Genomic DNA, 6,284 nt, shown 5'->3' on the forward strand with positions numbered 1-6,284 from the left:
ATGTGTAGCGCGCTCTGCAGCACGTAGACGTTCATCCCGCCGGCGTCGCCGGTGCCGGGCTGGGCCATCGGCGAGGTGTGCACCGACACCACCGCCACCCGACGCAGCCCACTCCGAGCGGCAGCCGATCCGGACTGCCCGGCCGCGCCGGACCCGCCGTCACCTCGCACAGGGCTATCTTTGCAGCCCGGCCCGCGTCTTGGTGACGCCGCAGGTCACGCCGGTGTGCCGCGGGCCGCCCGGGGGCGGGCCGACGCCCCGGGGGGCGCGGCGGATGGCCGCCACCGGGTCGGCATACAACCCGGCCAGCGAGACGATCCCGGCCCCGGCCTCCTGCACCCGGTTGCCGAACGAGGTGACCCGGATGGTGCGTCCCGCCAGCACCGAACGCTCCGCAAAGGCCCGCTTCACCTCGGCCATGCCTTCCGGGTAGTCGGTGAAGCCCTGCCCGCCCACCACCAGGTCATCCGGGTTGAGCACGTCGCGCAGTAGTGCCACGGCCTCGCCGAGCACCCGGGCCCGTTCGGTCAGCAGCGCCGCCGCCGGCTCGTTGCCGGCCCGCGCCTCCCGCACCAGGCCAGCCACCGCGGCCACGCCGTTGCCGTCGGGCGGAATCCGCAGCCGGCGGGCCGCGGCCAGCACCGCCTCGTCACTGACGGTGGACTCCAGCGCTCCGGAGCCGCCCAGCAGCTCCGAGGAGACCGGCAGCCCGGCGATGGTGCCCGGACCGCTGGCCGGGCTGTGCACCCGTCCGCCGATCACCAGCGCGTAGCCGACCGTCTCGCGCGCGTAGACATACAGGCCGGTCCGGGTGCCCGGCCCGGTCTCGCCGTCCGACTTCGGCACCCCCAGCAGCAGCTCGGCGCCGGCCATCGCGTCCACATGCGCGGCGACCGAGACCGGCAGGCCGAGCGTCTCGGCCAGCACCGGGCCGACCGGCGCCCGCTTCCAGCCCAGCCGCGGGTGGTCGACGTGGCCGGTGCCACTGTCCACCACGCCGCCAACGGCCACCCCGACCGACAGCGCCCGGCGCTTGTGCCAGCGGCTCAGGTACCGCTGCGCACTGCCGGCCAGCGACGCCAGCGCGGCGTCGACGGCGCCTCGCGGGGTCGGTGTCTCCACCACATCCAGCGTCCGGCCGAACAGGTCGGCGGCGACGATGCTGGTGGTGCGCGCCCCGACGTGCAGACCCAGGGCCAGGAACGGTTCGTGGTTGATCACCACCGGTATCCGCGGGCGTCCGATCGCGCCGGGCACCGCCAGGTCGGCGCGCTCCAGCAGCAGGCCGACCTCCAGCAGCGCGGTCACCTGACGGTTGACCGTGGCGGTGCTCAGCGAGGTGGCGTCGGCGATCGCGTCCCGGGCGATCGGACCGCGCAGCCGCACCGCCGAAAGCACCGACGCCACTGGGGCGTCGGCCAGCCGCAGCGACGGCGGCAGCTCCCGCGGATGGGAGCGCCGGCGGGTCGGCCGATCGGTCGGCACCGGGTGGAGGGTGGTGGAACGCACGCGATCGTCCTTGTCTGGAGATTCCGACGGGGCTGAGATGGCGCCCGGGACTCGCGAGCTCTGCTGAGCGTTATTCGCAGCGACCCAGGCGCGGTGACCGGCGCGAACAACACGCGCGGTCGACCGGACACCCGGTCAGCACCTGGTCAGCACTGCGATGCACAGCGGGAAATGTAGCACGCCACTAGAGTCGGGTCGATGTCGACACCTGAACCGGCCGCAGCACGGCGGCGGCGCGTTGCGGTGGTCACCGGGGCGAGTTCCGGGATCGGTGAGGCGACCGCGCGAACACTCGCCGCGCAGGGCTTCCACGTGGTCGCGGCGGCCCGCCGGGCCGATCGGGTGGCGGAGGTGGCCGAGCAGATCGGTGGCACCGCGGTGGTCGCCGACGTCACCGACCCAGCCGCGGTCGAGGAACTGGTCCAGGCCTGCCCGGGCCCGGTCCACGTGCTGGTCAACAATGCCGGTGGCGCCAAGGGATTGGAGCCGGTCGAGACGGCCGACATCGAACACTGGCGCTGGATGTGGGAGACCAACGTGCTGGGCACACTGCGGGTCACCCGGGCGCTGCTGCCCAAGTTGACCGAATCCGGCGACGGGCTGATCGTCACCATCACCTCGGTCGCGGCGTTCGAGATCTACGACGGCGGAGCGGGGTACACCTCGGCCAAGCACGCCCAGGGCGCGCTGCACCGAACCCTGCGCGGCGAGCTGCTGGGTAAGCCGGTGCGGCTCACCGAGATCGCCCCGGGCATGGTGGAGACGGAGTTCTCGCTGGTGCGGTTCGACGGGGACGCCGAACGCGCCGACGCGGTCTACGACGGCCTGACGCCGCTGACCGCAGCCGACGTCGCCGAGGTGATCGGCTTCGTGGCATCCCGCCCGCCGCACGTCAACCTGGACCAGATCGTCATCCGGCCGCGGGACCAGGCCAGCGCCGCCCGGGCTAACCGCCGGGCTGCCCGCTAGCCGGGGGCGCCGTGGTCGGGGTGCCGGAAAGCGTCGGCGCATCGGTCGGGGTGGCCGGGGCGGTGCTGGGCAGCTCGGTGGATCGGGCGTCCGGCTTGCCGTCGGCGGAGAGCGCTGACATGGAAAGCCAGGTCTCCCAGTCCACCGCCCAGTCCCAGATGTCGCCGTCGGCATAGGACAGCTCGATCGGGCTGCCGGTCACCTCGACCGGGTCGCCGTAGATCGCGCCGTAGTAGTACTGCTCGGCGTCGCCGGTGGACAGGTTGATGCACCCGTTGGTGACGTTGGTGTTTCCCTGCGCGTCGGAGCTGGCCGGGTTGGCGTGGATGAACTCGCCGTTGTTGGAGATCCGCACCGCCCAGCGTTCGTGGATGTTGGTGTAGCCGGCGGCCGGGTTGGACATGTAGAAGTCGGAGTACTTCTCGGTGACCACGTGGATGCCGTCGCGGGTGACGTTGCGCGCCTGGTCGCCCTCGCCGTAGCTGCACGGGAAGTCCATCACCACGCCCGCGTCGCGGACCACCTGGATGCGGTGCGAGGAGACCTCGGCCTCGACCACCTGGCGGCGGCCGATCGCGAACGCCAGCGACAGGTCCTCGGCGCCGTAGGCGCCGTCGCCGAACGCCAGCCCGTAGAGCTTGGCGGTGACGTTGACCGAGGTGCCGGCCGGGAAGTACTCCCGGCTGCGCCAGTGCACCCGCGCCCCCTGCACCTCGTCGGGGAGCCACGCCCAGCCGCCCTCCACCTTCGGGTCGGTGCTGACCGACAGGGCCCGCTCGACGGCGGCCTTGTCGCTGATCGGCGCGGTGAACTGCAGGATGATCGGCGCCGCCACCCCGACGGTCTGTCCGTCGGAGAGCTGGAATCCGGCGTCGACGACGGCGGTCGGCGTCACCGTGGAAAACGTCGCGGACACCGGCACCGCCTTGCCGTCGTGCCCGACCACCGACCCGCGCCAGGTGTAGACCTGGCCGTAGCCGAGCGGCTCGGTGACGGTGTAGCCGGTGCGTTCCCGGTTGAACGCTCCCGCCACCGTCTTGCCGTCCCGGTTGGTCAGCGCCAGCCGCTGGAACCAGCCGTCGGCGACTTCGACTCCGACCGGCACGGTGGGCAGCAGGTCACCGGCCGCGTCGGCGGGCTCGAAGGTGAGCCGGGGCGCCGGCGGGGCTTCGCTGCCGCCGGACCGGCCGAAGCAGGCCGCCAGGGGGCCCGGCGCCAGCGCTCCAACGGCCAGCGTCGCCAACGCGCGGCGGCGGTTCACCGGCCGACGCGAAGGCGGCGAGGCGCCGGCGGTCGTCACTCGACCCAAGATACCGGGACCAGCGGGTATGCCTTCTCGCTGAAAGGCCTACAAGGCACAGCCGACCAGCACCGGCTCCGGGTGCAAGGTGATGCCGAACGCCTCGCCGACCCCGTCGCGCACGGTGCGGGCCAGCGCCAGCAGGTCGGCGGTGCGGGCCGCGCCGCGGTTGGTCAGCGCCAGCGCGTGCTTGGTGGAGAGCCGCGCCGGGGCGTCCACGCCCGGATAGCCCTTGCCGAAGCCGGCCCGCTCCACCAGCCAGCCGGCCGCCAGCTTCACTCCGCCCGGGGCATCCCAGTGTGGAATCACAGCACCGGTTCCTTCCCGCTCGGCCAGCCGCCGGTAGACCTCCGGCGCCACCACCGGGTTGGTGAAGAACGACCCGGCGCTCCAGGTGTCGTGGTCGGCACCGTCGAGCACCATGCCCTTGGCCGACCGCAGCGCCAGCACCGCGGCGCGCACCGCGGCCGGTTCGGCCTGCTCACCGTCGGCTGCACCCAGCGCGCCGGCCAGCTCGCCGTAGTGCAGCGGGGCGCTGCAGCCGGACGGGTCCAGGGCGAACTCCACCTGCAACACCACCGCGGTGTCGGAGTGCTTCAACACACTGGTCCGATAGCCGAACCGCAGCTCGTCGGCCGGGGTCCAGGCCACCGCACCGGTGCGGCGGTCCAGCATCAGCACCCGGGTGATGACGTCGGCCACCTCGACGCCGTAGGCCCCGACGTTCTGCACCGGGGTGGCGCCGGCCGAGCCGGGAATCCCGGAGAGACACTCCAGCCCACCGAGATTCGCGGCGACCGCTCGGGCCACTACGTCGTCCCAGGCCGTGCCCGCCCCGACCCGCAGCAGCGCCCCGTCGATCTCGATGCCGGCGTTGGCCAGCCGCAGCACGGTCAGGTCGGTCAGGTCGTCGGCGATCAGCACATTGGATCCGCCGGCCAGCAGCAGCGGCGGACCGCCCGGATCGCCGTCGAGTTCGTGCACCGCGGCGACCACCTGCTCGGTGCTGATGCAGGTGATCACCCGCCGCGCCACTGGGCCGACGCGCAGCGTGGTCAGCGGAGCCAGCGGCACCGCGTCGGCGACGCACGCACCGGCGAACGGGGAACCCACCACGGCCGGTAACGGTAGCCTGACCAGCTATGCCGCGCACCTTCGCCTTGTCGGCCCGGTACCTCGGCGGCGTCGCCGCGGTGTATGCCGCGTTCGCCGACAAGCAGTACTGGCTGGCCCGCCTCGCCGACTCCGGGGCCGACGCCGCGACGCTGGACTCGATGAGCGTCGACGCCGCCGGGATCACCGTGGCCACCACCCAGCGGCTGCACCGCGACCGGCTGCCGGCGCTGGCCGCCCAGTTTCACCCCGGCGACCTGGAGGTGGTGCGCACCGAACGGTGGGGCCCGGTGCGCGACGGCCGGGCCCAGGCGGCGATCACCGGGGCGGTGGTGGGCGCCCCCGCGAAGGTTGCCGGCGACGCGACGCTGGAGCCCGGCCCGGGCGGCTGCACGCTGCGCCTCACCGCGACCGTGCAGGTCGACATCCCGCTGGTGGGCGGCAAGGTGGAGGGCTTCATCGGCGGCCAGCTCGCCGAGCTGATCGCCGCCGAGCAGCGGTTCACCTCGGGGTGGATCGCGCACCGGGCTGGACCCGGCAGGTCCGGTCAACCCGCGACATGGTGTTGAGCCCGGCCGAACCGGAACTAGCCACGGCTCGCGCCAGCCGCGACCACCCCTACGCTGGAGTCATGCGGATCGCCCTGGCACAGATCCTCAGCGGCACCGACCCGGCCGCCAACCTGGCGTTGCTCGCCGATTACACCCAGCGTGCGGCGGCCGACGGCGCACGGCTGGTGATCTTCCCCGAGGCGGCCATGTGCCGGTTCGGGGTGCCGCTGGGCCCGATCGCCGAGCCGGTCGACGGGCCGTGGGCCGACGGCGTGCGGGCCATCGCGGCGGGGCACGACGTCACCGTCATCGCCGGGATGTTCACCCCGGCCGGTGACGGGCGGGTCACCAACACGCTGCTGGCGACCGGGACCGGCACCGATGCGCTCTACCACAAGATCCACCTCTACGACGCGTTCGGTTTCACCGAGTCGCGCACCGTCGCGCCCGGATCCGAGCCGACGGTGATCCCCGTCGATGACATCGGGGTGGGCCTCTCCACCTGCTACGACATCCGGTTCCCGGCGCTCTACACCGAACTGGCCGACCGCGGTGCGCGGCTGATCGCGGTCTGCGCCTCCTGGGGCGCCGGTCCCGGCAAGCTGGTCCAGTGGCAGCTGCTGGCCCGGGCCCGGGCGCTGGATTCGACCAGCTACGTCGCCGCGGTCGCCCAGGCCGACCCGGCCACCCCGCCGGTCGCGGCGGCGGCGCCCACCGGGGTGGGCCACAGTCTGCTGGTCTCGCCGATGGGCGAGGTGGTGACCGAGGCGGGCTCCGAACCGCAGCTGCTGATCGCCGACGTCGAACCGGACGCGGTGGCCACCGCCCGGGAGACGCTGGCC

The 6,284-nt window shown here is 73.4% G+C and carries 6 protein-coding genes and 1 pseudogene; 3 read left to right on the forward strand and 4 right to left on the reverse strand.

The window, feature by feature from the left end; genetic code table 11:
- Nucleotides 1-170, reverse strand: a pseudogene (locus AC2VNT_RS02030) (D-inositol-3-phosphate glycosyltransferase); the annotation flags it as partial.
- A 4-nt stretch (nt 171-174) separates the two neighbouring features.
- Entirely contained in the window at nt 175-1,485 is a 1,311-nt protein-coding gene (locus tag AC2VNT_RS02035) for an ROK family protein (protein ID WP_486945267.1), read from the reverse strand.
- Between the two features lie 222 nt (nt 1,486-1,707).
- Here AC2VNT_RS02035 and AC2VNT_RS02040 point away from each other — a divergent pair, with 222 nt between their 5' ends.
- Nucleotides 1,708-2,478 (forward strand): SDR family oxidoreductase, encoded by a 771-nt coding sequence (locus AC2VNT_RS02040; protein ID WP_486945268.1) that lies wholly within the window; start codon nt 1,708-1,710, stop codon nt 2,476-2,478.
- Here the strand turns inward: AC2VNT_RS02040 and AC2VNT_RS02045 are convergent.
- Together AC2VNT_RS02045 and AC2VNT_RS02050 are read right to left on the reverse strand one after the other, a co-directional pair.
- Nucleotides 2,456-3,778, reverse strand: coding sequence for a L,D-transpeptidase (locus AC2VNT_RS02045; protein WP_486945269.1), 1,323 nt, complete (start codon nt 3,776-3,778; stop codon nt 2,456-2,458). The two genes, AC2VNT_RS02040 and AC2VNT_RS02045, sit on opposite strands and share 23 nt — an antisense overlap.
- Nucleotides 3,779-3,826: 48 nt before the next feature.
- A complete protein-coding gene (locus AC2VNT_RS02050; RefSeq protein ID WP_486945270.1) occupies nt 3,827-4,894 on the reverse strand; it encodes a UDP-N-acetylmuramate dehydrogenase in 1,068 nt (355 codons plus the stop codon).
- Between the two features lie 26 nt (nt 4,895-4,920).
- Between AC2VNT_RS02050 and AC2VNT_RS02055 the strand changes: the two genes are divergently transcribed.
- The gene (locus AC2VNT_RS02055; protein ID WP_486945271.1) at nt 4,921-5,460 is read left to right on the forward strand and encodes a DUF2505 domain-containing protein; all 540 of its coding nucleotides are present in this window, start codon (nt 4,921-4,923) and stop codon (nt 5,458-5,460) included.
- A 62-nt stretch (nt 5,461-5,522) separates the two neighbouring features.
- A partial coding sequence (locus AC2VNT_RS02060) for a carbon-nitrogen hydrolase family protein (RefSeq protein ID WP_486945272.1) occupies nt 5,523-6,284 on the forward strand: 762 nt, incomplete at its 3' end.

The sequence above is a fragment of the Mycobacterium sp. TH-M15 genome (assembly GCF_057473705.1).

Excerpts from the sequence above, each read along its gene's own strand:
- AC2VNT_RS02040 (WP_486945268.1), top strand. The coding sequence starts at position 1,708 with ATGTCGACACCTGAACCGGCCGCAGCACGGCGGCGGCGCGTTGCGGTG.
- AC2VNT_RS02055 (WP_486945271.1), top strand. The coding sequence starts at position 4,921 with ATGCCGCGCACCTTCGCCTTGTCGGCCCGGTACCTCGGCGGCGTCGCC.